Source organism: Halomicrobium sp. IBSBa, from assembly GCF_017612575.1.
In the GTDB taxonomy this organism is placed as follows: domain Archaea; phylum Halobacteriota; class Halobacteria; order Halobacteriales; family Haloarculaceae; genus Halomicrobium.
The window spans coordinates 1-24,537 of sequence record NZ_JADPQC010000012.1 but is presented as its reverse complement, the minus strand read 5'-3'; the positions used below and the strand labels follow the sequence as shown (position 1 = coordinate 24,537).

The window sequence follows — 24,537 nt, the reverse complement described above, 5'->3', positions numbered from 1 at the left end:
TATCACTCCGTCGGAAGCAAACGCTGGGGTATCCCTCCCCAGCTACATCGTGTTGGGTCCGTCAGGGCTCACATCAGATCTCATCTTGACGGCGGACCGCAGGGGTGAGATCCTCATCCTTCGCGAGAGGGCCACTCGCCGCGGAGCGGCGAGGTGGGCACACTCTCACTCTTCGTGGCCGACAAACCACGGCGGTTTGCCGGCCCGGCCTTGCCGGGCGACCCGGCGCGACCTTCGTATTACACCCGATGGGAGGGGTACATATAAATCGCACGTCTCGAAGCCGCCCTGTGATGGCAGCACACGGCTCACGTGTGGTGGTCCGCGCCGTCGTGTGAACTGACCGAGGGGATATAAGCGAGACAGAGGGGACGGACGGAATCGACGCTGGAAGTCCCCGAACGACGACGACTCCACCACGGGCACACAGCAACCACAGTGACAGCGGACAGTCAGACGATCGACCCGACACGGGCAGCGAGCTATCTGCGTGGGATGTCTCGCCCACCGGGTAGCGAGTACCGTGTGACGATGACGGCCAACAGTGTGAGTCTTGCAGCGGAGGCGACGACCACAGTGAATCGCCAGCGAACACAAACAGGAGGACCATCCCACGTTTCCGGAAGGCCGTCGAGGACGTATCTGTATCACCCCGATTATTCGCTTAGGGAGAGTGTCCTATAGGTATCTTTCCCATTTTGTACAGAGTTTCGAGATGTTTCTAGATGTATTTCTCAGTGTTAGACACGTAAGCCTACATATACACCCGTATTTCCCATAGTGCCCCTATACTGTCGCCTACTCTACTATATCCTCGCTATTCGGTGAAGAGTTCACGATTGGCCTAGCATTCGAAGTGTAGCTGTGGCAGTATCCGACACGACAGCCACGAGAGGACACGGTGAAACGTAACGGCGATACCTGCGTTATTTCACCGTAGTGGACGGTCGGTGTGGAAGGCGGAAGCAATTTACATAACCCGGGAGCGCGTTGGAACCACGTATGAACAGACAGCGGCGAAGCAAAGTCGAACGATTGCTGGACGAGTACGGGCTGGGTGGCCTGGGAGACGAACTCGTCGCCAGTTGGACGGCCGACGGCGACGATCGGAAGAGCCTCCGCCAGCTCGCGACCGAGTTCAACGTCGCGCTGGTCGACGCGCGACTGGAGAGTGAAGGTATCACGCACTTCGACAGCGACGGGAAGGCGATCTACGAGGCCCTGGCGAACGACGACGCCGAGACGGACCGTGCAACCATCGAGACGCGGCTCGAACGGGAAGGAGTCGACGTCGAGCAGCTACAGAGCGACTTCGTCACGTACCAGGCGATCAGGTCCTACGTCAAAGACGTCCGGGACGCGGAGTACGAGACGCCAAGCGACGAAGAGCACATCGAGAAGCAAAAGACGACGATCCAGCGTCTCGTCAGTCGGGCGACGTCGGTCACCGAAGAGAAGCTGACGCGACTGCGCGACACCGGCCGGATATCGCTCGGCGACTTCCGGCTCATCATCGACTTTCAGGTGTACTGTCGGGACTGCGAGACACAGAGGACCGTGGCGTCGTTGCTCGACGAGGGCGGTTGTGAGTGTGAAAGCGAGGAGAGCTGACACCGTCAGTCGCAGCAGTCACGTTGGAGGCCGTTCGAAAGCCACCAGCGGTCGTTACGCGCCGATGTCGGTGATTCGGTGGTGGTCGATCTCCAGAGCGTCGGCGTCTTCGGGCAGCAATGCGACGACGAGGTAGTCGACGTACGACTCGAAGTACTCGACGAGTGCGGCGATGCGCTCGGAGTCGATCGGTTCGAGTGCGTCCATAATCATCACTGGCACGTCCTCGTGAACGTCGTGAACCAGGTAGCCGGCCAGGGCGAACACCAGTCCAGTCACCTCCCGCTCGGAGTCGCTGAGGTGGTCGACGGTGTCTTCGTAGGCGACGCCGCTGTCGCTGCTACGGATGACGTGGAGTTCGAAGGTCCGTTCGGTGGTCTTACGTCGTCCCTTTCTGACCTCCTCCTCGACGATCTCGATCCAGATCCGTTCGATGTTGTCGTAGTCGAGGATGCCGAGGAGCTGTTCCATGTGGTCGTTGAACTGCTCGACGGCGTCGGCCTCGATCTGGTCGATGCGAGTGCGGAGGTCCGTCAGTTCTTCCTGGAGTTGCTCGCGCTGTGCGCGCAGGTCGTCTGCCTCGGCGACGCGGGACTCGATGTCCTCGATCTCGCTCTCGACTTCGTCGCGTTCGGTCTCCAGTCGTCCGAGCTCGTACTCCATGTCGTTGGCGGTCCGGTGGAGTTCCAGGACCTCGTCGTAGCTACCGGATTCGAGGTCCTCGACGCGCGCTTCGAGGTCTTCGACCTCGTCAGTGAGTTCGTCTTTGCGTTCGGTCAGTCGTTCGAGCGCGCTGTCAGTGGATTCGATATCGTTCTCCACGCGCGCGAGGCGGCGCTGTGCCTGATCGCGTTCGCGTTGCTGGGACTCGTAGGACTTCTTCTGGCGCTTGTACTCGTCGAGTTCCGACTCGATGTCGTCGATCGTGTCGAGCTTCTCGCGGCGCACGTCACGGAGGTTGGCGACGGTGTCCTCGATCTGATCGATCTCGACCTCAGAGCCACAGGTCCAACAGACCGTCTCCTGGCGCTGATCGAGGAGTTGGTCGGTCACGGTGGCACCGTCCCCACCGTCGGTCGCGATGTCGACGGCCGGGTGACTCCCGCTCGTCGCCTCGTCGATCATCTTCTCGTTGAACTGGATCGTCTTCTGGAGTTCGCTGATTTCAGCGTCGAGTTGCTGCTTCTGGGAGCGAAGGTCGTCGACGTGGCTCTCGATGTTGGCCAGTTCGTCTTCGGGAACGTCGGCCAGTTCGTCGATCTCGGTTTCGAGCTCGTTTCGCTCCTCCTTGAGCGAGGAGTGGCGCTTGCGCTTTGCCTCGATCTCGTAGCGAACGTCTTCGAGTGTCGATCGAACGTCTCGAAGCTCTTCCAGCGCCGCTTCGAGTTCGTCGCGTTCCTCGCGCTGATTTTCGACGGAGGCGTCGGCCTCTTCGATATCCGCTTCGAGTGACTCCAGCTCCGAACGCTTCGCCTCGACCTCCTCTTGTAGCTCGCGCTTTCGCTCTTCGAGGTCGGGCAGTCGTTGCTTGAGCGAGTCGATCTCGTCCAGTTGCTCGTCGATTTGATCGCGTTCGCGCTGACAGCGCTCGATCTCGGACTGGATCGCTTCGGTATCGACCGGTCGCATGATGAGTTCCCGCAGATCGACGGTCGACTGGACGGCACGCCTGGCCTCGTTGGACTTCAACAGGAAGGCAAAGAGATCCGCGACGGCAGAGTCGTCGAGGTAGGGGGTGCCGTCCGAGCGGACGGTCGCACCCGTTCGTTCGAACGTTCGTTCGTACGTCGTCCCGTCGATTTCGAGGCTCACCGACCCTTCGTCTGCGTCGCCTTTGAGCGAGACCTGATCGCTACCGAGCGCGGCCATCACCGATCGGAGAAACGATGTCTTGTTCGAGGCGTTCGGGCTCGCGAGGACGGTTACGCCGGGCGGTATCTCTGCTGTCGTGTGCTCGATGCCGCCGATATTCTCGACGGTCAGCGTTCCGGAGTCCATGTGGCAGCCCACGGCGCGCTCCTATTTGTAGATTCTGGTATGACAGATGTAAGGACTGTCGCCGTCGGGGAGAAACTCTTTCGAAACTGACTGGTCGCTGTCCGGGAGCCGGTACAGGTGTTCACGAGAAGGAAATAACGGTGGTACCAGTGATAGCACTATCGAGGTCGAGCGGGGAAATCGCGGGTCGGAAACGGTATGCTGAGATTGACACGTTCGGGAGGACGCACGGCGACGACTGGCCGGAAGCACTAGCTCACCGAGAACGTATACGGCTGCGTACACTTGCTCGGAACGAGAAACGAACCACCAGTTTGAGATGCAGTATCGAAATTGAGTAGTCGTCTCTCGCTGATATGCTCGAATCCGTGGCCCGGATCGTGCGACGTCGGACTGACCTCCGGTACACGTCGAGATTGCGCGGGCGTGTCCGGAGCGAGACGACCCCACGACCGAACAGTTCGATTTCACGTGCGGCCGCGAGACAGGCACAGAGCAGGGGTACCGCCGTCGGCGGTCGCATCGTCACCTGCAAGACGATCACGTAGCGCACGGCACCAGCCCTCTCGATCGGCGACACGACACCAGAAAAGTATTGATGATGGCGGCTGTTGTGTTCGATATATTTCCAGACGAAACTGGAGGTCGGATACGTCGCGGCGGCCGGTCGAACGTCACACCCTGTTGATGGTATGGGCCACCAGTTTACATTTCTTCACTTGAGATTCGGGAATTAATTTGCCAAGTGACGCGACACGTCACCGGTCCGACCCCGGCAAGAGCCCCCGGAGCCGAGGACCGACCGGTGCGGGCAGCGCACCGGTGACCGACCGGAGTTCGTCGACGGTCACCGCACCGAACGCCACGGCGACGATCGTGTAGACGACTGCACCGACGACCGGGACCACCGCGAGAGAGAGGTAGTCGCCGACGAGAACGGCGTCGACGGCGTAGATGACGGGTCCGGCGACGACCACGGTCCCAACCAGCGACGGGAGCCGGAGATCGTCCAGCGGTCGATACCCCAGATACCGCGCACAGGCGACGTGGAAGGCGAACATCGAACCGTAGCCGACGCTGGTGGCGGCCGCAGCGCCGATCATCCCGTAGGCCGGAATCAGCGCCGCGTTGAGGACGACGTTGATGCCGGCAGCCCCACCCGTGGCGACGATCGGGATTCGGAGGCGACCGCTCCCCTGGTTGATGGCGTACAGCGGGCGGGCCAGCGCGAAGCCGATCGTCCCGGGCAACAGGACGAGCAGCGGCCCGACAGTGTCGGTGAACTCTGGACCGAAGTACAGCGGGATCGCCGCGTCGGCCAGGACGAACAGACCGATCGCCATCAGGGACACGAGCAGCCAGACGTAGCGCGTGATTCGAGAGGCGATGTCGGTGAGACGTTCGAACCGACGCTCGGCCCACAGTCGGGAACTGGAGTGCAAGAGCAGCGTCTGGAGAGAGAGCGGAACGAACCAGACGTACTCTGCGATCGCCAGGGCGGCCCTGTACTGTCCCGTCTGTCCGCCGTCGGTCAGGAGCCGCATCATCACCACGTCGACGTGGAACAGCGACAGCAAGAGGAGCACGAGGACGATGTTGAGCCCGTTGAACGAGAGTAGTTCTCTGGTGGGGAAGTCGTCTGGGGGCCCACGGAGGATGGCAGACACCGACAGTCGGCGGGCGATCACCGCGAGACCGACGACGGCGAGTAGCGTCGCACCGGCGATGTTCGAGATGAGGAAGGCGTCGACGCCGAGCCCGAGGGCGGCCAGCCCGAGTCCGAGTCCGACCCAGGTGACCTTCGTCGCGACCCGGAGGGGCTCGGAGTAGCGCTCCAGACCGAGCCCCATCAGCGTCCGGCGGGTAAACGCCCGGAGCTGTGCAGCGACGACCAGCACCGCCAGCAACGCGAAGTAGTAGGAGAACGGAGCACCGAGCAGGCGGTTCGGCAGCCCGGTCGCGCTGGCCGCGCCGACGACGACGGCACCGACCGCCCCGAGTCCGAGCGTCAGCCGGAGGTAGAAGCCGACGACGTGTTCGTGCCAGCGGTCGTCCGGGCGCTCTTCGGCGACGAACTTCTGGACGCCCTCCGTGACACCGGAGCTGACGAGGATCATGTAGAGGCTGAACGAGGAGATGAGGAAGGCGTAGTCCCCGTACCCGGTCGTCCCCAGCTCCCGGACGACGATCGGTAAGGAGACGATACTGATCACCGAAGTCGCCAGCTTGGCACTGAACAGTGCGCTGAACGCCTCGGTTAGCGACCGATCCACGAACCTCCCCCCAGCGTGGCCGCGTCGGTCATCGAATCCCTCCGACCGCTCCGGAAGTCTGCCCGGTCGGCGTCGCGACCAGCTCGACCTGTCCGACCGGATAGGCAGACGGCGGCGGGTGCGGGCCGAGGAAGCCGACGAGTGCGCCCGCCCAGACGGGAACGAGCGATATCGACTTGTTTTCGACCCAGGTCCGGCCCTTGAGTCGGAGACAGACGCCGATCAGCGCCGCCGTCACACAGCACCACGACAGGAGTCCAGCCGGACCCAGCGAACCGGTCGCGAGAATTCCGAGCGCCGTCCAGCCACCCATCGCCGCGTAGAGTCGAGAGTAGTGACACACCCGCGCGACCATCCGCGGGGATCGAGACCACTTGCGCAAGACCTGTCCGCGGCCGAAGTAGTAGCCGCTGTGCCACCGGCGACACAGCTCCGGTAGCCCGTCGCCGAAGGGGTGGGTTGCGGCGACGATCGGGAGCCGCACCAGGTGGTACCCCGCGTTCCTGAGACGGAAGCCGAGCTCCACGTCTTCGAGGGCCTGCAGGTGCGGGTCGAAGCCGCCGATCGACGCCAGGATCGACCGGTCGTACAGTACGACGCCACGCAGCGTGTCGACGCGGCGTTCGGTCCGTCCGGAGGCGTCGTTGAGACAGCCGTCGACGCCGGCGACCGCGGGCTCGGACCGGAGCCGCGCCGCGGCGGCCGCGACCCACGAGGGCTCGACGATCATGTCGCCGTCGACGAACAGCACGGCGTCGGCCGACGTGACCTGTGTCCCGACGTATCGACCGGCACCGGGCGTCCGATCCACAGACGCGGGGAGACGGTAGACGCGGACCGGATAGTCGGCGGCCAGTGCAACGGTCTCGTCGGTCGAGCGCGAATCGACGAGGACGACTTCGGTCCGTTCGAACTGGCGACACGCCTCGAAGATCGCATCGAGACACGCCTCGATACGATCGGCCTCGTTGTAGGTCACGACGACCACGGAGAGGGCGGAAACGGACGCTGTGTCGCTGTTGTGCCCGCTCGTGGCCTGCCCCCGGCAGCTCATACACCGATCACCATTTCTTGTCCCGACGCACCGCTGGCCCGCCCATTGTTATGGCCGGGCTACCGAACGCTCTCGTCTCGATACCGGCCCGATGAACGGTCGTTCACCCGGTAAGGCCGGGACGGTCCGCCGCAAGAGGATGGTACGCGACTCGCATTCAGGCAGAAGCGCCGGGACTCCCGCTCGGAGAAACCCCACCATATCGGCGACAGTTGAGAGTTATCCCGGGCACGTTCTGTGAACGGTCGAACCCGCTTATGTCGGCCGGGACGGACCCAACAAGAAGAACACGATGTCAGAGACACCGTACAGTGAGTGGTGGTCGAATCACAGCGAGCGCGTCGAAGCGAGTGACGACGTTCGCATCGACGTGTTCGTGCGGTCGCTGGGGGCACCGACGCCCTCCCAGACGACACAGTCGGCCGTTCTCGAACGCCTCGACGGACTGGAGAAGCGAGAGAGGATCGATCGGTTCACCGTCCAGGTGTGGGGCGATCGTCTCTACACGGGGGAACGCTGTTCCCAGTCGCCGGTCGGGCGGTACCTGCACAACAAGATCGAGGAGTTCGAACGCTGGGCAGACGGCTATCCCGAGGTCGAACTCCCCTTCGAACAGACGCACTGTGAATCGTTCGTCACCGACGAGACGTTCGACTGCGTCAAGTTCCCGCGGATCTGTCTGGCGACGTACGTCGACGGCGAACTGGCGGGAGTCGTCCCGAGCCAGTTCGAGGAAGTCGACATGACGGTCCACTCGTATCTGACGGGGCTGGCCGAACTCGCGAGCGATCCCCTGGCTGCCACAGAGCAGGCTGAAGTGAAGACTGCGGGCAGTCTCTGAGCGGCCCGTCGACTCCGTCGGATGGCCGACAGCCGTCGCATAACAAAGGTGGCGAGCGGGGTAGCGAGTGTGTATGTCAAGACCGCCCTTCGAACGCGCAGTCGACCGACAGCGACGCCCCAGTCTCGCCACGGAGGATGGCCGCTGATGTGTGGGATTACCGCCTGCGTGGGGTGTGACGAGGCAGTCTCGACGCTGCTCTCGGGACTGGACAACCTCGAATACCGGGGGTACGACTCCGCCGGGATCGCCGTGCCGGACGGTGCGTCCCTCGAAGTCGTCAAGCGCTCCGGCGAGGTCGCCGAGCTGGCCCGGCGTGTCCGTCGTGACCGCCCCGGCGGGACGGTCGGGATCGGCCACACCCGCTGGAGCACCCACGGCGAACCGAGCGACGAGAACGCCCACCCACACACCGACTGCACGGACAGCGTCGCCGTCGTCCACAACGGGATCGTCGAGAACTACGCGTCGTTGCGCGATCGGCTCCGGGCGAGTGGCCACGTCCTCGAGAGCGAGACCGACACCGAAGTGGTGCCACACCTCGTCGAGGAGTACCTGGCCGCGGGCGCAGCGCCGGTCGACGCGCTCCGGGCGGCGCTGGGCGACATCGACGGGAGCTACGCGATCGCGATGGTCGTCGCCGACAGCGATCGGGTCTACGCCGCCCGGAACGGCTCGCCGCTGGTTCTGGGTCTGGGCGAGGACGCGAACTACCTCGCCAGCGACGTGCCCGCGTTCATCGAACGCACCGACAGCGTGGTCTACCTCGACGACGGCGACATCGTCGCGGTCGGACCGAACCACTACGAGGTGACCGGCGCGGACGGTCGCGTCCGCGATCGGCCGGTTCGTACCGTCGAGTGGACCGCCGAGGACGCCGAGAAGGGACGCTACGACCACTACATGCACAAGGAGATCCACGAGCAGCCACGGGCCCTAGAGCAGACCCTCCAGGGGCGACTCGGCGACGGCGTCGCGCTCGACGACCTCGCGGACGACACTCTCGACGGCGTCGAACGCGTGGCCTTCGTCGCCTGTGGAACTTCCTACCACGCGTCGCTGTACGGGGCGCGGCTGCTGACCGAGCGTGGCGTCCCCGCGAGCGCACACCTGGCCAGCGAGTACGTCACGGCACCGCCACCGGCGCGGCCGGGGACGATCGTCGTCGGCGTGACCCAGAGCGGGGAGACGGCCGACACCCTGGCGGCGCTGCGGGAGGCTCACTCACAGGACCAGCCCACGCTTGCGGTCACGAACACGGTCGGTTCCACGGCCGCCAGAGAGTGCGACGACGCGCTGTTCATCCGGGCCGGTCCCGAGATCGGCGTCGCGGCCACCAAGACCTTCTCCTCGCAGGTCGCGACGCTGGCGTTACTGGCCGAGCGACTGGCCGCTCGCGAGGGGACCGAGCGGGGCCGCCCCTTCCGACGCGCGCTCGCGGCCCTGCCCGATGCCGTCCGCACGGTCGTCGAGTCGGACGACGTTCGGTCCGTGGCTCGGCAGTTTCGAGACAGCGACGCGTACTTCTTCGTCGGCCGCGGGACCGGCCACCCGGTCGCACTGGAGGGGGCGCTCAAGCTCAAAGAGATCACCTACGAACACGCCGAGGGCTTTGCCGCTGGCGAGCTCAAACACGGTCCGCTCGCACTCGTGACCGAACGGACGCCGGTGTTCGCGATCGACACGGGCCACAACACCGAGAAGGTCGCCAGCAACGCCGAGGAAATTCGATCACGCGGCGGGCCGATCGTCGCGGTGGGCCCGGCCGACAGCCCGCTGGCCGACCGAGCGGACGCCCACTTGCCGGTGCCCGACACCGATCCGGCACTGACGGGCGTGCTCGCGAACGTGCAGCTCCAGTTGCTTGCCTACCACGTCGCCGCGGGCCTCGACCGCCCGATCGACAAGCCCCGGAACCTCGCCAAGAGCGTGACCGTCGAGTGAGACAGACGGCTGTAGCGATGTCCCGGTGAGCGTCGAGCGGGGAGCCACTCACCGGAACCGACGGACGCCGTTCCGTGCGAGGGCTCGGTTACAGCTTCGTGCCGAGGTCACAGCAGGCGTCCGGTTCGGCGACGATGAACGCCTCGTCACGGAGCATCGACTCCTCGATCGGGAGGAACACCTGTTTGTCGTCGCGAGCGTTGGGCACGACTTCCCAGTCGACCAGTTCGTACCCCAGATCGCTGTGCAGGTCCGGATCGACCGGCCGGCCCTCCCAGGGCGTCCCCGCGAACGTCGCGGCGGCGTCTGCGAGCGGGTCACCGTCGGTGTTGTCCGTCTCGTTCGTCATCGTCTGGTCCTCCATCGGCGTCGCTCACACTGTTGGCTGTCACGTTGTGACGAGATCCGCCACGTCGGGGTGACGAGATCGGTCACAGATGTACAGCCGACAGTAGCAGACGCACTGTCCACGTCGCGGAGAGCCAGGTAGGTGGGTGTCGGAGCCATCAACACCTGGTAATCCGTACATACCGACAAAACCGTTCCGTCGAAGTGGACTGACTTGCCTACCAGTCGGTGGCGGCGTGGTTGCGTCTTCCGAAGGGACACCGAAAGGAGGGGTTACCGACGCTCCCGAACGGTAAGGCTCAGTTATCGACGACGACAGCCAGCGTCTCGTTGTGCCTGCGGTCGAGCGCGACGCCGGCCACGAGAGCCACGGTCGCGACGAGGAGGACCACCGACGAGAGAGCGAGTAAGCCGCTGTTACCCGCCAGCAACGCGAACAGGACGCCCGCCAAGCCGGGGACGGAAAGCGCGATCCCGCCCAGATAGCCGGCCGGGATCGCCGGGCCGACGTCGCTGGCGTATCGGCGGAGCCGCCAGAAGAAGTTCCGAGCCAGCATACCGGAGACGCGAGGCACGTACGTCCGGAGGTCGATGTGGCTGGTCTCGTCGCCGTACTCGGCGGGCATCGGCACGTCGGCGACCCGACAGTCCGCGACGTTGAGCTTGACCAGCAGGTCGTTGCAGTAGCCGTAGAACTCGTACATCTCGTCGACGCCGCTGCGTTCGAGCGCCGCCGTGGAGGCGGCAGTGTACCCGTTCTGCGGGTCGCCGATCCCCCAGTACCCCGACGCGAGTCGCGTCAGCGCCGAGAGCATGCGGTTGCCCGCCTGCCGGAAGGTCGGCATCGACGAACGGTCCGACGACGAACACAGCCGATTCCCCTTCGCGTAGGCGGCTCGGCCGTCGGCCACCGGCGCGACGATGTCGGGCAGCAGGTCCGGGTCCATCTGCCCGTCGCCGCCCATCACGGCGACGATGTCCGTGCCGTCCCGGATCGCCGCGAGGTAGCCGGTCTTGATCGCGCCACCGACGCCGCGATTTCGCTCGTGGCGGATCGGGACGACCGTCTGTGCCGCCTCGCCGCCGTCCGCGCGTGCCCGCGACCGAGACCGTTCTCGGGCGGGAACGTGTGACTGGATAACCGACCAGGTGTCGTCCGTCGAGCAGTCGTCGACGACGTACGCCCGGTCGACACAGTCCGGGAGGGTGTCGATGACTTCGCCGACGTGTGCTTCCTCGTTGTATGCCGGTACGACGACGCTGAGAGAGTGTCCGTTGAACATGTCTGCTGAAAGTCCGTGCAGCAATCGGTGACTCTCTCTTCCCGGTGAGACGGGTTTGTTATGGACGCGCTACGACGAGGAAGGAGGATCCGCCGGGGCGGCCGCGTCGACGAGCCGGTCGATGCCCGAGCGGAGATCGACCGTCGGCTCGTAGCCGAGTCGTTCGCGTGCGCGGGAGATGTCCGCCTCGCTGTCGCTGATGTCGCCCGGCCGCTCGTCGGTGTGTGTGATCGGGGAGTCGCTGTCCGTCGCCGCCCGGATCAGCTCGGCGAGTTCCGCGATCGAGACCGACGAGCCGGTGCCGACGTTGTAGGCCACGCCGACCTCGTCGGTGGTCGCGGCCCGGAGGTTCGCCTGGACCACGTCGTCGACGTGGACGAAGTCGCGGGTCTGCTCGCCGGTGCCGTGGACCGTGATCGGCTCGCCGTTTCGAGCCTGTTCGAGGAAAACGTCGACCACGGCACTGTAGGGGTTGGGGCCAGTCCGCGGGCCGTAGATGTTGAAGTAGCGCAGCGGGACGACCGGGAGATCGTACTGCTGGGCGAACACGCGGGCGTAGTGATCGACCGCGAGCTTGTCGACGCCGTACGGCGAGGTCGGTTCGAGAGGGTGGTCCTCCCCGATCGGGACCGACTCGGGCTCGCCGTAGATCGCGGCGCTGGAGGCGAGGACGACCCGCGTGTCGTACTGGCGAGCGTAGTCGAGCAACTGGACGGTCGCGCCGGTGTTGACGTGGTTGCTCCGGGGCGGATCCCGCAGCGAGGCCGGGACGCCGACGACGGCCGCCTCGTGGAAGACGACGTCTGCCGCCTCGATCTCCTGTTTGAGCTTGCGCTGGTCGCGTACGTCGCCGTGGACGAAGGTCACGTCGTCGGGAACGCGGTCGCGTTCGCCCGTCGAGAGGTCGTCGAGGACGGTCACGTCGTTGTCCGGGGCGAGCGTCTGGACGAGCTGGCCGCCGACGAAGCCGGCACCGCCCGTGACCAGCACCGATCTGTCGCTGAGGTTGGGTTCAGACATGGAAAGGAACTCCACTCGTGTCGGGTTTGTTATGCCCGCCCTATAGTGTTTGCTGAGTTAAACGCCGTCGGAGGAGTGGCCCGCCGTCGGCGGATCCGTGCGGCCGACGCGGGCGGCGACCTCGCCCATCGTCTCGATCGCGAGGTCGGCGCGACGCTCGTCGAGGTAGTCGAAGATCGCTCGCATGCGTGCGATCTCCGGGCGACCGACGAGGTTGTTCGGGTGCAGCCACATGTGGAAGACGCCGTCCCGACTGGCCGCGGCGTCGATCCCGCGTCGGGCGTACTGGACAATCGGGTCCTCGAAGACCGTCGTCAGGAGTCGCCGGGGTCGGCCCTCGAACGAGAAGAGGTACAGCGACGCCGGGATATCGACCAGCCCGTGCTCGTCGACGGTGGGTGTGACGAGCCGTGGCTCGGGCTCGCCGACGGTCGCTTCGCGGAGTTTGTTCAGCGGCGTCCGTTCTTCCGGGGCGACACCGCGATAGCAGTCGAAGTCGTACTCGGCGAGCAGGTCGCGGTGGCCCACGCTGTTGCGCGGAAAGACGAACGAGCGAAGCGAGTAGTCGGTCGCGCTGGTGGCGTCGAGACACGCCTCGATCTCGGCGCGAGCGGTCGCGGCCGTCGTGTCGTCCGCTCCGAAGAGGACGTGTGAGAACGTGTGGCAGCCGATCTCGTGGCCGACCGGGTCCGCCGCCACGTCGGCGACGAGGTGGGGTCCGTACCGCATGCTCGGACGGTCAGCCCAGCGGTCGCGTTCACACCGGAACCACTCCGGGCCGCGGGGGTGGTTCTCGTGGCGGCCGTCACAGTCGGTGAGCAACAGGTGGCCGATGACCGCCCACGTCGCGGGGATCTCGTACTCCGAGCAGAGCCCGGCGAGTCGCTTCCAGCCGACGCGGGCGGCCGCCAGTCGCTCCGAGTGGCCCGACACGTCGTGAAAGCCCCAGCCGAGTTCTGCGTCGACGGAGATCACGACCGAGCCCATCCGCTCACCTCCGTGCGGACAGCGCTCGGTGGACCGGGACCGACACACTGGCGAGACAGTATCATAGTCGTCTCACACTCGGTTAGTGGGACTGCTGGGCAGTGGCGTCCAGTTCGGTCGACACCTGTGCGTCGATCTCGTCGACGATTTCGACGGCACGCAGCCCGTCCGTGCCGGAGACGACCGGCTCGCTGTCGGTCACGACCGCCTCGACGAACGCGTCCAGTTCCGTCACCAGCGGCTCGCCGTTGGCGACGGTCGGCTGTTCGATGACGCTCTCGTGGCGGTACCGAACGTCGCCGTCGTTCTCGACGTAGGCCGGCACGGAGTGGCGGTGGATTCGCACGTCCTGATCGGCGTAGTCGACGGTGATCCGCGCGTCGCGGGTCGTCACCGCCAGCTGACGGACCTTCTGCTGGGTCACTCTGCTGGCGCTGAACTGGGCGACCGTGTCGTCTTCGAAGGAGAGCTGTGCGGTGACGTGTTGGCCGTTGCAGGTGCCGACCGCGTCGACGGTCCTGACGCCGCTGTCGAGCAAGGAGAGGGTCACGTCGAGGTCGTGGACCATCAGGTCCATCGTGACCGTGTCGGTCGTGTCCCGATCGACCGGCGGACCGAGCCGCCGGGCCTCGACCGCGAGCACCTCGTGGTCGGCCAGGACCTCAGTCAGGGTTCGGATGGCGGGGTTGAACCGCTCGACGTGGCCGACCTGGAGGACGAGGTTCTCGGCGGCGGCGCGTTCGACCAGCGCCTCGCCGTCGGCGAGGTCCTTCACGAACGGCTTCTCGACGAGGACGTGGACACCGGCGTCAAGCGCCCGCCCGACGAGGTCGTCGTGGTACCGGGTCGGGACGGCGATCGTGACGGCGTCGACGACATCGAGCAGCTCGTCGGTCGACATGACGGTCGTGTCGTAGTCGTCGGCCACCTCGCGGGCCGTCGCCTCGTCGGCGTCGGCGATGCCGACCAGCGAGACGGCGCGGTTCTGTGCGTAGACGCGGGCGTGATGGCGACCCATGTTACCCACGCCGACGACGCCGGTCCTGAGACACCCGTTCTCACTCATCGTCGACCACCGTGTTGATCGCAGTCGCGATCGTTTCGACCGTCTCGGTCGCCAGCGAGGGGTGGACGGGCACGGAGAGGACCTCCCGTGTCAGTCGCTCTGCAACGGGAAATGACGACGCCACGTCGTCGTAAGCGGGCTGTTCGTGGATCGGCGTCGGGTAGTAGACGCCGGTGTCGATCCCGACTCGTTCGAGGTCGGACGCCAGCGCGTCCCGGTCGGTCGATCTGACGGTGTACTGGTGGTACGAGTGGCGCTTGTACGCCGCCTCCGTCGGGGTCGTGATCGAGGGCGCGTCGATTCCGGAGGAGAGTCGCCGAGCGTTCGCACGTCGGGACTCGACGAAGTCGGGCAGTCGCTCCAGTTGTGCCCGTCCGATGGCGGCCGCGATGTCGGTCATCCGGAAGTTGTGGCCGACCGAGCGGTGGACGGAGCCGTCCTCGGGATCGCGTCCGTGGTTGATGAACGAGCGGAGCCGACGAGCGACCGCGTCGTCGTCGGTGACGACCATCCCGCCCTCGCCGGTCGTCATGTTCTTGGTCGGATAGAAGGAGAAACAGCCCGCGTCACCCAGCGATCCGACCGGCTCGCCGCAGTAGGTGGCCCCGTGGGCCTGGGCGGCGTCCTCGACGAGCGTCGCGTCGCAGGCGTCGGCCAGGGCTCTGAACCGGTCCATCTCGGCGGGGAGCCCGTAGAGGTGGACCGGCATGATGGCGTCGACGTCGCCGTCGAGGGCGTCGACGCGCTCGCGGGCGGCCTCGGGATCGAGGTTGTACGAGTCGGGGTCCACGTCGGCGAAGACCGGCTCTGCGCCGACCAGTCGGATCGCGTTGGCCGTCGCGACGAAGGAGAGCGGCGTGGTGAGCACGCGATCGCCCTCGCCGATGTCGAGCGCCGCGAGCGCCGCGTGGAGCGCGGTCGTTCCGTTGCTGGTGGCGACGGCGTGGTCGGTCCCACAGTAGTCCGCGAAGGCCGCTTCGAAGGCCGCGACCTCGCTGCCGGCCGCGAGGTGCCCGCTTTCGAGGACCGACCGGACGCGGCGCTGTTCGCGGTCCTCGACGACCGGATCGGCCAGCGAGACCCCGTCGAGGTTGATCTGAGAGCTCATTCGATCCGGTTCCCTCCCTGGAGCGAGGCGGGCAGTTCCTCGTGTCGGCCGGGCGCACCGACGACGAGCGTCTCGGGCGGAACGTCGGCCGTGACGACGGCCCCAGCGGCGACGAACGATCCCGCACCGATCGTCACGCCGGGCAGGAGGGTCGCGTTGGCCCCGATCGAGACGTGCTCCTCGATCGTGACGCCGTCGAGTTCGCTCGCCGAGCGGATCGGGTAGTTGTCGTTCGTGACCGTCGCGTGCGGGCCCAGGAAGACCTCGTCGCCGATCGTCGTCTCCGGTGGGACGTACACGCCGGTCTGGAGGCTGACGTGCGAGCCGATCGTCACGTCGCCGTCGACGACCGTGTTGGTCCCGACGAGCACGTCGTCGCCCGCGACCGTCCCCTCCCGGACCAGAGCGTTGTGCCCGGTCGAGAAGTCGTCGCCGATCGTCACGTCGCCGTATATCACGGTCCCCGACCGAATCGTTGCATTCTCGCCGAGTCGTGGGGTCGTCTCCGCGTCCTCGTCGCGACCCACGACGGCCTCCGGTGCTACGTAACTCCCGTCACCGATTCTCGCATTTGTCATAGTATCCACACTGAGAGCCAGTGTTCGTCAGGTCACTCCGCGACAGACGCCTTTGTTATAGAGATGATAGGAAGGAAGGGCTCTGGTTAGCCGCGCGATGAATCCGTAAGGGAGCACCTGTCTCGGAGAGAGCGTCGTCGTCGGCCCCGAGAGGAGACACCTCGTCGCTCGTGTCGTCGGCAATCGCTGTTGGAGGCGGCCGCGATCCTGTCGCCGCCAGGGTCCGCACAGACAGTCCCGTGCGAACAGTTGCACCGGTCCAGGTCGACCGGAAAACGGGGACAGCGATCCGTATCAGTCGTCGTGACTTCGCTGCTGGACGAGCGCGAAGCGGAGATATGGTAGTACGGCCGGCGTCTCGTCGGTCTCGGAGATTCGCTGGCGGCGATCGTCGAACTCGATCAGTCCCACGTCTTCGAGTTTGGGCAGCGAGACGTGGAGCAGTCGCGAATCGATCTGACCACGATACTCCCGCTCCGAGAGACCCTCGGGCGGATCGGTTTCGTCGATGATGTATTCGACCAGTTCGTGTGCGTAGACCGGCCCCTCGTCCCGCAGGAGATACGTCAAGGCGTACCGGTTTGCGGGACGTGCGAGGACGTCGAAGAGCTCGTCGACGGAGACCGTCGTCTCGGTCACCGACGACGAGGACAGCTCGTCGTCGAGTTCCACAGCAGCTAACTGGTCGTCGTGATGCTCGGCACCCATGCTATACAGTATCTCCCGTGCGCTTTTGTGGGTTCTTTCGGTGTAGTGGCCAGTTCGCGTCGAACGACACCGGTGACACTCGTCGGTTGGCCGCTGCTACCGGGCGTCGGGTAGGATGGGCGTTCCGTCCAGCACCCATGCGACGATCGCCCCACCCACCAGGAGGAGTTCGAGGACGGCGTACACTCGTCCCGCGGGCGTGGCCAGCAGGGCGACGAACTGAGCGAGGAGGTCCCAGACGTGGCCGGTGATCGAGACCGGCGCGGACGCGACGGTCTCCGTGAGGGGCCACAGCAGGAAGGCCAGCCGGGGCGGCCCGCCCAGTGCCATCGGATAGACGACGTCGCCGGGCAGGTGAGCGAGGTAGCCGATCGCGAACGCCCAGCCGACCCGTCCGTGGCCGGTCGCGCGCGCAACGGCGACGACGGCGGCCGACAGCGGGACGGCGACCAGCAGCGAGTGCGCCAGCGAGATCCCCGAGGGCAGCAGCGTCGTCCCCCAGCCCAGCGGTTTGTCGACCAGGTCCGGAAACTGCGTCCCGACCGCGACGGCGACGGTCTGTGGGCCCGTGGGCCGATCGCCGTCGAGGAGACGAGACAGCACCGAGAGGGCGACGTAGCCACAGGCGAGGTGTTCCCAGGGCCACATCAGGTGGCGTCGGTCGTTCGTCGCGTCGCTCGTACTCCGGCATCGATACGCCCCGCACGGTCGATAACGCTCTCTGAACGGGTGTGAACACGTCTGGAAGTCACGACCGATGGTCGGAAACCGAGTGGTATTGTTATGGACGCCATATGCGAAGGCGGTCGTTGGCCGACCGACCACTGCATACGGACCGCCTGCTGACCGTCGGTAGAGGAGACCACGCGAGAAAGATCCGCTTACTGAGCGTGAACGGGATTAACGACCGACTGTCTTTATGTCCGACTCGACTCGCTTATAGCGACAGTGATACTCCACAGTACTACCGGACGCTGTCGCGTGCCGTCACCCAGTGGCGCGACGGACCGATCGGGGGCGAGACGGTCATGACCGACCCCGACTGGGACGACGTGAGTTTCGTCATCAGCTCGCGCTACAGGGTCGCCGCGATGCGTCGCCTCGACGAGGGACCGTCGACACCGTCGAACATCGCCGACGACGCCAGCGTGGGTCTGGCCCACGTCTCGCGGGCGCTCCAGGAGCTCCGAGAGAACGAACTGGTCGATCTGCTCGTCTCCGACGAGCGCAAGAAGGGTCGCGTCTACGGCCTCACGGAGGAAGGCGACCGGGTCTGGCAGACGATCGAAGCCGAGAACATGGTGTAGCGCCCGTCGGCGCTCGCCGACGAGCCACGGGCAGCAGCGCTACCGTGTGGACTGGCTCGGGCTATTCGCAACCCCGAAGGTTGCGCCGGTCTCTCATACTGCCGGCTGTAACTTCGTGAGGATCTTCGCCACCCCGGGGTGGCGAAATCGTTCACAGATTTACAGCCGGTAGTATCAGGAGAGTCGACAGTGTCAGAACCGTCTCGAAGACGCTGGTCGCCCCCGACGGCCCGAGAACGCTGGGACTTCCGTGCGGTAACTCGTCGCTTCCGTCGGCAGAGAACTCGCTACGGACTCAATTACTATAGGATCGTACGACCCAGACACTGGCGATGGTTCAGCACATCTCGGAGCGCGAAATGGAACGGATCACAGAGTTCGCAGAGACGCCGGTCTACGAACGGACACCGGAACAGCTGCTACCAGAATCGGGTACCGACGACTGACCACCCTCATTCTTACCCCATTCCACCCGACTGACAGCGACCGCCAGCCGCGGCGTCGAGCCGGTGACACCGTCGGCTGTCGATCAGTGAGCGCCGGGACACCGGGCCGGCAAGCTGGGACAAGAGGAGACAGCCGACAGTGCGACGCGCCACGGACAGTCCCGGACGGCGGGTCAGAGGCGGCGCTGCCACGCGAGGAGAAACTGCGCACCCGCGAGGAGAACGAACGCCAGAACGAGAATCTGGCCGAGGAGCGCTCCCGAGACGAACGGGAGCACGCCGAACGACGTGGCCAGAAACGCCAGTCCACCGACGACCGCCACGACCAGGTAATACCGGTGCCACTGTCTGGACTGTTCGGGGTTGTGTAGGTACGGCTCGATCGCGCCGGCCCGCGAGGTGAGCCACATCTCGCCCGTGTCGGTGTCGTGTTCGACGATCCCGACGTCGACGAGCTTCGGCACGTGAGTCTGGTAGAGGGAGACGTACACGCGCTTGCGGTCCTGGGAGGAGAGCTCCTCGACGGTCGTGTCGTTCTCTCGGGCGGCCACGATCTCCGCCAGCGTCGTCAGTTCGATCGGGGTCTCCTCCTCCCGTAAGATCGCGATCGTTTCCCGCCGCCGCGCGCTGCTAAGCACGTCGAACACCGTGTCTTGTGAGAGTTCATCGTTGTTGCTGAACATCGAACGTTTTCGGATTGTCCCGCAGCGTCCGGCATATACAATCGATACAGCACATATGACCCTCGCCCATAGTTTAGTAACAGTGAGGTTACTCGGTGAACTCGCCGGGTGGACAGTCGCTACGGACAGATTACCGTCGGCGACGGCGTGGGATCGCAGTTCCAGACAGCCGACACGACGGGCGCGGAGCCGCCACCCGACGACGAATCGCGCCGGAAACAGTCTCGAACGGATCACGTTCTCGCGAGCCACGCCGCCACGACGACGAGACCAATCACGCGATCCATAACGCGGTCGTACGTCCGGGCAATGGTGTTCGTAACAATGGCGCTCTCGTCGGACTGGCAAACCAGATGGTGACGACAGATCACGGACCGGCCACGCCGGACGGAGGAATCGACGGATGAGCACGACACTGAGTCGGCTGTACGGCAGTGACCGTCCCGCCGACGAGCAGCGACGCGCCTTCAGAGACGGCGGCGTTCCGGTCGCGGTCTACGGCCTCGGCAAGATGGGGTTGCCCCTCGCGGCGGTGTTCGCCGACCGATCGGGGAACGTGACCGGTGTCGACATCGACAGCGCCGTCGTGAACGCGATCAACGACGGCCGGTCCCCGGTCGAGGACGAACCGGGACTGGACACCGCCGTCGAGACGGCCGTCGAGACCGAGTCGCTACGTGCCACCACCGACGGGGTCGACGCCGCCGACTCGGCGGCGCTGCACGTCGTCATCGTCCCGACGCTGCTCGACGACACGGACAGTCCCGATCTGTCCGCGGTCGAGTCGGTCGTCGACGACGTGGCTGCCGGACTGGCACCGGGCGACGCGGTGTTCCTCGAATCGACGCTCCCCCCGCGCACGTGCGTCGACGTGCTACAGCCACGGCTCGTCGAGAAGAGCGGGCTGGCCCCCGACGAGTTCGCGCTCGCGTTCTGTCCGGAGCGGACGGCCAGCGGGCGTGCGCTTGAAGACATCTCCGGCAGCTACCCGAAGATCGTCGGTGGCGTCGACGAAGAGAGCACGCGCGTCGCGAAACTGGTGTACGGCGAGCTCACGAGCAACGAGGTCATCCCCGTGAGCGATCCGACGACTGCCGAGTGCGTCAAGCTGTTCGAAGGGCTCTACCGGGACGTCAACATCGCGCTGGCCAACGAGCTGGGACGGCTGGCCGACGAACTCGCGATCGACGTGCGCGAAGCGATCGAGGCGGCCAACACCCAGCCGTACTGTGAGATCCACGATCCCGGTGCCGGCGTCGGCGGGCACTGTATCCCCTACTACCCCCACTTCGTCATCGACACCGTCGAGACGTCGACACCGCTGCTGGAGACCGCCCGCCGGGTCAACGAGCGGATGGAGGAGTTCACCGTCCACAAGACCGTCGAGCAGCTCGGCGACGCCGGGACGGAGATCGGAGACGCGACCGTCACCGTCCTCGGTGTCACCTACCGGCCGGGGATCGACGAGACGCGGGCGTCGCCGGCCTGGACGATCACCGCCGCGCTGTCGGCGGCCGGTGCCGACGTGTACACCGTCGATCCCGTGTGCAGCGACCTCGCGGCCTTCCCGGGGCGGCCGGCGACGCTGTCGGACCTCCCGGCGATCGACCCGGACGCGCTCGTGCTGGTGACGGCCCACGACGCGTTCGACGACGTGCCCTGGGACCGACTCGCCGATCCGGTCGTGGTCGACGGTCGAGACGCACTGACGGACCCGGCGACGGCCGGCGAGGTGTACACGATCGGGAGCGGGCCCGCGACCTCCGACTGATACTGTCGGCCGTCCCCGGTACCCTTCGCGACCACGGGACGTACGGACGACGAGGCGGTGGCGGCCAACAGCGCGATTCGAAGAGCGACATTTATTATTTTTCCGAAAATAACAAGATGATTTCAGCTGCCTGTATTTCGGCCGAAAAATCGGATTATACGTACGATTAGTCGGAGTAACCACCGGCTGCCGGTTATAATAGTCTGTTTGACAAATATTACAGCTGGGGTAACATTCAGAATAGAAGTTAAGTATAGGAAACAATTAAAAGCCTCCCGCTGGTGTGAGTATATGTCCACTGGACCGAAGCCAGGATCCGTGGTGGGTGCTGGCGTCGCGTCACCGGTACGGGGTCACCGAGGAAACAGACACAGACACAAGCCGGTAATGGACGATCAACTGAGGTCACGAACATGAATCAGCGAACACTGGGAGACTACTATGAGTGCAACGCGCGATGAGTCAACACAGACGGAGGGTGGATCGGTCGGCGACACGAACGAAATGACGGAGTCAGCCCAGCAGGAAGGGGACGAGGTGACGGCGGACGAGCCGGCAGCGTTACCGGTCGATCGGGTGTTCGAGCTACTGAAAAACCAGCGTCGCCGCGAGGTGTTGCGGTACCTCGAAGCGGCCGACAACGAGACGGTCTCGCTGAGCGACCTCGCCGAGCACATCGCCGCCATCGAGAACGACACGACCGTCCAGGCGATCTCGTCGAGCGAGCGCAAGCGCGTCTACGTCGGCCTCTACCAGTGCCATCTGCCAAAGATGGACGACATGAACGTCGTGGCGTTCGATCAGAACCGGGGGACGATCAGTCTCGGACCGAACGCCGACCAGCTCGAAGAGTTCCTCGACATCGGCGACGACGAGGGCCGTCCCTGGCCCCGGTACTACGCGGGGCTCGCTGCCGGCGGCACGGCCCTGTACGGACTCGCACTGATCGTCCCGGCCGTCAGCGTCGGCGTCGTCGTCCCGGTCGTGCTCGTCGCGTTCGCCTGCTGTGCGATCGCCAACGAGTACGTCGACCGACAGACCGACGAGCAGAGCACGGTCTAGAACAGCCGATCTACGGGACCGGGCTCGGTTTTCTGCGCGAACGACTGTGACTGGCGGCTGTCCGTCGAGGACGAATCTCGCGATCCAGGCGTCGCAAAAGCAGTGACAGTACGAACGCCGAACGCACGGTGCTCGGGTACGGCGACGGTCCGCGAGAAGGCGCGCTACCGAACCAGGGCCAGATCGACGTAGGTCGCTTCGTCGGCCGTGATCCAGGCGGCGTGCTCGTCTGTCGCCCGGAAGATCGTACACTGGTTCGGCCGCGCGTCGTATCGTTCGACGATCGCCCTGTACTCCGTCCCCGCAGTCGTCCGCTCGGTCACTGACGGCATGGTTCGTTCACGCTGTCCGTGAGGAGGGGTTTGGTTATTGTGGGCCTTCGCGGAGTAAGCCGGTGACTGTCCTCGCTACTCGATCCCCAGCAACGCCCGCAGGAGGACGAGCAGATTGTTCGACTCGCCGCGGCTCCAGAAGGCCAGTGACTCCTCTGACTGGAACGTCACCACGGCGTCCTCGCCGTCGGCGAGCAGCACCGTCGAGAGGGGCAACACGGCCGGATTCCACGGTCGGTCGTCGTCCACGACGGTGACCGGGCTCTCGTCGAACCGGTCGGCGACGCCGATCGCACGGACCTCGACGCCGCGCTTTGCGGCTGTGACGAGGGCGTCCGCGAGTGGCTCGGCCCGCCCGTCGTCGGTCGTCGCCAGCAACACCGACTCCTGGGCGTCGGCAATCACTGCACTCGTTCGCTCCGTGATCGCCGCCGGATCGCTCGACAGCCAGAGGTCGTCCCGCGACAGCGACGACTCCGTCGAGCCGACCGCCTCCAGTGCCGCCGTCACGTCGTCGATCCGGTCGGTGTACTCGGTCCCCAGCACGAACAGCGCGTGCTCGATCGAGACCGCGTGAAATCGGCGCGGGGTCGCCGACTCGATCTCGACGAGCCCCCACTCGGACAGTTCGTCGGCAGCGTCGTACACCCGCGTGCGCGGGACATTGACAGTGTCGCTGATCGACTTCGCCGTACCGCTCTCGAGTTCGACGAGCGCGACGAACGTGCGTGCGGCGTACGCACTCAGCCCGAGGCCTTCGAGCTTGTCGATCGCCCGCCGCCTGGCGTCGTCAGTGTTCGCTGTCATGCCTCGTCGTCCCATCACGGTACCCACCGGTACGGACAGTATCGGCCGACACGCCCCGGCCGTCAGTTGAAGAGAACCGCATCTGATACGCACAGATGGTAGCCGTCGGCCCCGTAAGTACTCTTCGTGATTTGGCGAGTGACACACACGAGCGAGCCCGTATCGGGAATCTCGGACAGATCAGGACCGGGGCTCGGTGATCGTCATGCGGCCGTGGCTGAACACCGTCACCTCGTACCCCTCGTACTCGAAGGAGATGTGGGCGTCTCCCCGATCGTCGTCGGTACACCTGTCGAAGATCGTATCCAGCGCGTCCGGATCGATCACCCTCCCCAGCGGTCGCAGCGTCGTCGGTTCCTCACCCGACACCTCCGACACCGCGTAGACGACGACTTCGCTGGTCGACCGGTCGTCGTCGGCGTCGAACTCGACGACGTGGCAGTCGAACTCATCGTCGTACTCGACGACGAGGTCGCCGTTCATCTGTTTCGTCTCACCGCCCTCGGACCGTCGGCGGTAGGTGCTCCGGCAGGTGGAACGCGGCGAGCAACGCGGTCCCGTAACGGGACGCTGTCGCACGACGCCCGGCTGCTCGAACTGGACGGCGATGTCGGGCCCGGACGACACAGACGTGCAGGCGAAGAGACGAGAGCGAACTGCATACGTGACAGAAAGTTAGATTGTACAGACGTAACTCTTGTGGACCCTCGCGTGACAACCGATTTCGCTCCCGACGGCCGAGCGATCACTCCTCCAGCAGCGAGAGCACGGCTTCGACCGTCTCGTCGCCGACGTAGTCGACCCGTGACTCGTCGGGATCGTACCGACAGACGCCGACCGTTTCGAGGCGAGGGAGATGACAGTGATGGAGGCGGTGACAGAGTCGCTCCGTGGACTCGACCGAGACGCCTTCGCTGTCGGCGACGGCGTCCGCGAGGGCGTCGAGCGATCGAGACGGCTCCGAACGGAGTTCCCGGAGTGCTGCACGCCGCGTCTCCGAGGCGAGCAGTCGGAGCACGTGGTCTGGCTTGTCGTCCGAGGCGTCGGTCGGCAGCGATTCGTGTTCGGTCATCGGTGAGAGGTGCCGACCGGACACGGAATGTTATGTATTATCTTACTGTCACGATTTCGCACGGACGAGCGTTTCACCGGTCTTACCATCGGTAGTCGAATCCGTCACTTCGCCGCCCGAGAAGTACGAATCGACTAACAATACACCTGGACCGATACGTGGTATCTGGGGAGCGAATCCCCACACACAGTGGCTGTCTCCGTCCCCCCGACTCGTCGCCACTTGCCCACCCCCCACC

General features: G+C 65.4%; 23 protein-coding genes. 6 read left to right on the top strand and 17 right to left on the bottom strand.

Annotated features, from left to right (window positions below; genetic code table 11):
- Positions 1–1,002 precede the first annotated feature (1,002 nt).
- Positions 1,003–1,611, top strand: coding sequence for a rod-determining factor RdfA (rdfA, locus tag IL252_RS17075; protein ID WP_170094055.1), 609 nt, complete (start codon positions 1,003–1,005; stop codon positions 1,609–1,611).
- Between the two features lie 54 nt (positions 1,612–1,665).
- On the opposite strand, the gene IL252_RS17070 is transcribed toward rdfA, so the two are convergent.
- From IL252_RS17070 to IL252_RS17060, 3 genes are all read right to left on the bottom strand, one after another.
- Positions 1,666–3,609: an archaea-specific SMC-related protein gene (locus IL252_RS17070; RefSeq protein WP_208629026.1), complete on the bottom strand. Its 1,944-nt coding sequence runs from the start codon at positions 3,607–3,609 to the stop codon at positions 1,666–1,668.
- A 758-nt stretch (positions 3,610–4,367) separates the two neighbouring features.
- The gene (locus IL252_RS17065) at positions 4,368–5,882 is read right to left on the bottom strand and encodes a polysaccharide biosynthesis C-terminal domain-containing protein (RefSeq protein WP_208629025.1); all 1,515 of its coding nucleotides are present in this window, start codon (positions 5,880–5,882) and stop codon (positions 4,368–4,370) included.
- Positions 5,883–5,910: 28 nt separating this feature from the next.
- Positions 5,911–6,936, bottom strand: coding sequence for a glycosyltransferase family 2 protein (locus IL252_RS17060; RefSeq protein WP_244257308.1), 1,026 nt, complete (start codon positions 6,934–6,936; stop codon positions 5,911–5,913).
- A 292-nt stretch (positions 6,937–7,228) separates the two neighbouring features.
- On the opposite strand from IL252_RS17060, the gene IL252_RS17055 reads away from it, so the two are divergent.
- Entirely contained in the window at positions 7,229–7,777 is a 549-nt protein-coding gene (locus IL252_RS17055; protein ID WP_208629024.1) for an HTH domain-containing protein, read from the top strand.
- A gap of 147 nt (positions 7,778–7,924) precedes the next feature.
- Positions 7,925–9,721, top strand: a complete 1,797-nt coding sequence (gene glmS / locus IL252_RS17050) for a glutamine--fructose-6-phosphate transaminase (isomerizing) (RefSeq protein ID WP_208629023.1) — start codon at positions 7,925–7,927, stop codon at positions 9,719–9,721.
- A gap of 88 nt (positions 9,722–9,809) precedes the next feature.
- Here glmS and IL252_RS17045 read toward each other — a convergent pair whose 3' ends face one another.
- The 9 genes from IL252_RS17045 to IL252_RS17005 form a co-directional block, all read right to left on the bottom strand.
- The gene (locus IL252_RS17045) at positions 9,810–10,070 is read right to left on the bottom strand and encodes a hypothetical protein (RefSeq protein ID WP_244257307.1); all 261 of its coding nucleotides are present in this window, start codon (positions 10,068–10,070) and stop codon (positions 9,810–9,812) included.
- 298 nt (positions 10,071–10,368) lie between these two features.
- Positions 10,369–11,352, bottom strand: coding sequence for a glycosyltransferase family 2 protein (locus tag IL252_RS17040; RefSeq protein WP_208629021.1), 984 nt, complete (start codon positions 11,350–11,352; stop codon positions 10,369–10,371).
- Positions 11,353–11,421: 69 nt separating this feature from the next.
- A complete protein-coding gene (locus IL252_RS17035) occupies positions 11,422–12,372 on the bottom strand; it encodes an NAD-dependent epimerase/dehydratase family protein (RefSeq protein ID WP_153553175.1) in 951 nt (316 codons plus the stop codon).
- Positions 12,373–12,429: 57 nt separating this feature from the next.
- The gene (locus IL252_RS17030; RefSeq protein WP_208629020.1) at positions 12,430–13,359 is read right to left on the bottom strand and encodes a polysaccharide deacetylase family protein; all 930 of its coding nucleotides are present in this window, start codon (positions 13,357–13,359) and stop codon (positions 12,430–12,432) included.
- An 82-nt stretch (positions 13,360–13,441) separates the two neighbouring features.
- Positions 13,442–14,425, bottom strand: coding sequence for a Gfo/Idh/MocA family protein (locus IL252_RS17025; RefSeq protein WP_208629019.1), 984 nt, complete (start codon positions 14,423–14,425; stop codon positions 13,442–13,444).
- Positions 14,418–15,533 carry a DegT/DnrJ/EryC1/StrS aminotransferase family protein gene (locus IL252_RS17020; RefSeq protein ID WP_208629018.1) on the bottom strand — a complete coding sequence of 372 codons (1,116 nt, stop codon included), beginning with the start codon at positions 15,531–15,533 and terminating at the stop codon, positions 14,418–14,420. Before IL252_RS17020 ends, IL252_RS17025 begins: the two co-directional genes overlap by 8 nt.
- Positions 15,530–16,111: an acyltransferase gene (locus IL252_RS17015; protein WP_208629017.1), complete on the bottom strand. Its 582-nt coding sequence runs from the start codon at positions 16,109–16,111 to the stop codon at positions 15,530–15,532. The genes IL252_RS17020 and IL252_RS17015 overlap by 4 nt, the downstream gene beginning before the upstream one ends.
- 294 nt (positions 16,112–16,405) lie before the next feature.
- Positions 16,406–16,819, bottom strand: a complete 414-nt coding sequence (locus tag IL252_RS17010) for a hypothetical protein (RefSeq protein ID WP_208629016.1) — start codon at positions 16,817–16,819, stop codon at positions 16,406–16,408.
- 96 nt (positions 16,820–16,915) lie between these two features.
- Positions 16,916–17,467 carry a metal-dependent hydrolase gene (locus IL252_RS17005; RefSeq protein WP_208629015.1) on the bottom strand — a complete coding sequence of 184 codons (552 nt, stop codon included), beginning with the start codon at positions 17,465–17,467 and terminating at the stop codon, positions 16,916–16,918.
- 380 nt (positions 17,468–17,847) lie between these two features.
- Between IL252_RS17005 and IL252_RS17000 the strand changes: the two genes are divergently transcribed.
- Positions 17,848–18,126 (top strand): winged helix-turn-helix domain-containing protein, encoded by a 279-nt coding sequence (locus tag IL252_RS17000; protein ID WP_026190368.1) that lies wholly within the window; start codon positions 17,848–17,850, stop codon positions 18,124–18,126.
- Positions 18,127–18,745: 619 nt separating this feature from the next.
- On the opposite strand, the gene IL252_RS16995 is transcribed toward IL252_RS17000, so the two are convergent.
- Positions 18,746–19,255, bottom strand: a complete 510-nt coding sequence (locus IL252_RS16995; RefSeq protein WP_153553168.1) for a hypothetical protein — start codon at positions 19,253–19,255, stop codon at positions 18,746–18,748.
- Positions 19,256–19,658: 403 nt separating this feature from the next.
- Here IL252_RS16995 and IL252_RS16990 point away from each other — a divergent pair, with 403 nt between their 5' ends.
- Together IL252_RS16990 and IL252_RS16985 are read left to right on the top strand one after the other, a co-directional pair.
- Positions 19,659–21,026, top strand: a complete 1,368-nt coding sequence (locus IL252_RS16990) for a nucleotide sugar dehydrogenase (protein WP_208629014.1) — start codon at positions 19,659–19,661, stop codon at positions 21,024–21,026.
- 441 nt (positions 21,027–21,467) lie between these two features.
- Complete coding sequence (locus IL252_RS16985; protein WP_208629013.1) at positions 21,468–22,088, top strand: hypothetical protein; 621 nt, start codon at positions 21,468–21,470, stop codon at positions 22,086–22,088.
- Positions 22,089–22,252: 164 nt separating this feature from the next.
- Here IL252_RS16985 and IL252_RS16980 read toward each other — a convergent pair whose 3' ends face one another.
- The 4 genes from IL252_RS16980 to IL252_RS16965 all read right to left on the bottom strand — a co-directional run bounded on the left by IL252_RS16980 (position 22,253) and on the right by IL252_RS16965 (position 24,299).
- The gene (locus IL252_RS16980) at positions 22,253–22,420 is read right to left on the bottom strand and encodes a hypothetical protein (protein WP_170094039.1); all 168 of its coding nucleotides are present in this window, start codon (positions 22,418–22,420) and stop codon (positions 22,253–22,255) included.
- A 75-nt stretch (positions 22,421–22,495) separates the two neighbouring features.
- Positions 22,496–23,227, bottom strand: a complete 732-nt coding sequence (locus IL252_RS16975) for a TrmB family transcriptional regulator (RefSeq protein WP_244257306.1) — start codon at positions 23,225–23,227, stop codon at positions 22,496–22,498.
- A 180-nt stretch (positions 23,228–23,407) separates the two neighbouring features.
- A complete protein-coding gene (locus tag IL252_RS16970; RefSeq protein ID WP_208629011.1) occupies positions 23,408–23,710 on the bottom strand; it encodes a HalOD1 output domain-containing protein in 303 nt (100 codons plus the stop codon).
- A 262-nt stretch (positions 23,711–23,972) separates the two neighbouring features.
- Positions 23,973–24,299 carry a hypothetical protein gene (locus tag IL252_RS16965; protein WP_208629010.1) on the bottom strand — a complete coding sequence of 109 codons (327 nt, stop codon included), beginning with the start codon at positions 24,297–24,299 and terminating at the stop codon, positions 23,973–23,975.
- Between the last annotated feature and the right edge of the window lie 238 nt (positions 24,300–24,537).